Raw genomic sequence first — 1,875 nt, 5'->3', positions numbered from 1 at the left:
GTTAAGTCCTTGAGCAGTTTACCCGCCGCCAGGGAGGTTTTGACCACCTTGCCCACCAAATTATACGCCTCGCGGAAGGGAATGCCCTTGGCGGCCAAATAATCGGCTACATCGGTGGCATTGGAGAAATCCTCCGCCACCGCCGCATTCAAGCGAGCCGTGCGGAACTCCATTCCCTCCTGGAGCAGAATCGTCATCGCCTCCAGACAGCCCTGCACGGTGATCACCGCATCGAACAAGGCTTCCTTGTCTTCTTGCAAGTCCTTGTTGTAGGCGAGGGGCAATCCCTTCATCAGCACCAACATGCCCTGCAAGTGCCCAAACACTCGTCCCGTTTTTCCGCGCACCAGTTCCGGCACGTCAGGATTTTTCTTCTGGGGCATGATGCTAGACCCTGTGGAGCAACTATCCTTCAGCCCTACAAAGCCAAATTCTTCCGATGCCCAGAGAATCACCTCTTCCGACAGGCGGGAGAGATGCACCATGATCAGGCTCGCAGCACAGAGAAACTCAATCGCAAAGTCGCGATCGCTCACGCCGTCCAGGCTATTGGCATACACGCCGCCAAAGTTCAGTAACTCTGCGGTATAGTGGCGATCGATGGGGAAGGTGGTTCCGGCGAGGGCACCACTCCCCAAAGGACACACATTTACCCGTTTGTAGACATCCCCCAACCGTTCCCAATCCCGCTGCGCCATCTCAAAATAGGCCAACAGGTGATGGGCTAAGCTCAACGGCTGTGCCCGCTGGAGGTGGGTGTATCCGGGAATGAGCGTTTCCACGTTTTGTTCTGCGAGATCCACCAGTACAGCCTGGAAGTCCCGGATTTGCTGCCGGATCTGCTCAATTTGGGCGCGGAGGTAGAGGCGGGTATCGGTGCCCACCTGATCATTGCGCGATCGCGCCGTGTGCAGTTTTTTGCCCGTATCGCCAATCAGTTCGGTGAGGCGTCGTTCTACCGCAAAGTGGACATCCTCGGCCTCAATACCGGGGGTAAAGGAACCCGATCGATATTCCTGCCGGATTTGCTCCAGGCCATTCACAATCTGCTCACCTTCGTCGGGGGAAATCACCCCGGTTTTGGCGAGCATTTTGGTGTGGGCTTGGGAACCTGTGATGTCGTACTCAATGAGGTTGATATCAAACCCGATGCTGGCATTGAATCGGGCGATCGCCGGATGCAGAGCCGACTCAAAGCGCTGGCTCCAGGTTTGGGATTGGGGAGTTGCGTTGCTCAAGAAACTAAAACCTTAAACAGAAATAATTTAACCGTAGGAGGTAAAACCCCGAATAAGATAGCCTACAACCAATCCCGCCACAAAGATCCACACTTTGCCAGAGGTGAAGAACTCGCGCAGGGTTTGGCGAACTCCGCGAAAGGGATCGGTGTCAAACTGGGCTAAAAGGCTCCAGTCGAAGTCACCTGGATGGGGTAGGGATGAAACTACGGTGTGGATGTCACTCCAGGATGAAATATTACTCAGGCCAAGCGTTGTATGGTGCGCTACATCGAGCCAAATCATTTATATTCACTCCTCAGCGTGGGTAAAAGGATTGCCCAAATACTAAATCAGGGCACAGCGAAAGGGACAAGATGACATAAAGATTGATGCGCGGAAGGGGGGAGGATGATACAAAATCCACATGGGTATCGTTAGACGCAACCATTGCCCCTGTTCCACCCCAATATTTAGCACAGAAGTGGAGCGATGAACCCTAGGGCGATGAGGTCAGGTTGGCCATCCGCTGGATGATATCTTGCTGCATGGCGATCGCCTCTTCAATTTTGGGTTGTAGTGCTTCTAATTCTCGCTTGGCTCTAACTTTGCGTTCTAGGGCGGCTCGCGCGAGTCGCTCATTTCCCTGTTTTAGGGC

3 protein-coding genes are annotated in these 1,875 nt (G+C 53.9%); all 3 read right to left on the bottom strand.

What is annotated here, in order from left to right; all coding sequences use genetic code 11:
• Positions 1-1,238, bottom strand: a 1,238-nt coding sequence (argH, locus tag IGR76_16345; GenBank protein ID MBF2080037.1) for an argininosuccinate lyase, incomplete at its 3' end; no start/stop codon positions are given.
• A gap of 27 nt (positions 1,239-1,265) precedes the next feature.
• Positions 1,266-1,523, bottom strand: coding sequence for a hypothetical protein (locus IGR76_16340; GenBank protein MBF2080036.1), 258 nt, complete (start codon positions 1,521-1,523; stop codon positions 1,266-1,268).
• A 193-nt stretch (positions 1,524-1,716) separates the two neighbouring features.
• On the bottom strand, positions 1,717-1,875 hold a 159-nt coding region (locus IGR76_16335), incomplete at its 5' end, for a hypothetical protein (GenBank protein MBF2080035.1).

Origin of the sequence: Synechococcales cyanobacterium T60_A2020_003 (assembly GCA_015272205.1) — a bacterium.
Classification (GTDB): domain Bacteria; phylum Cyanobacteriota; class Cyanobacteriia; order RECH01; family RECH01; genus JACYMB01.
Note: the sequence above shows the minus strand (reverse complement) of the source record. Positions and strands in the feature narration are given on the sequence as shown.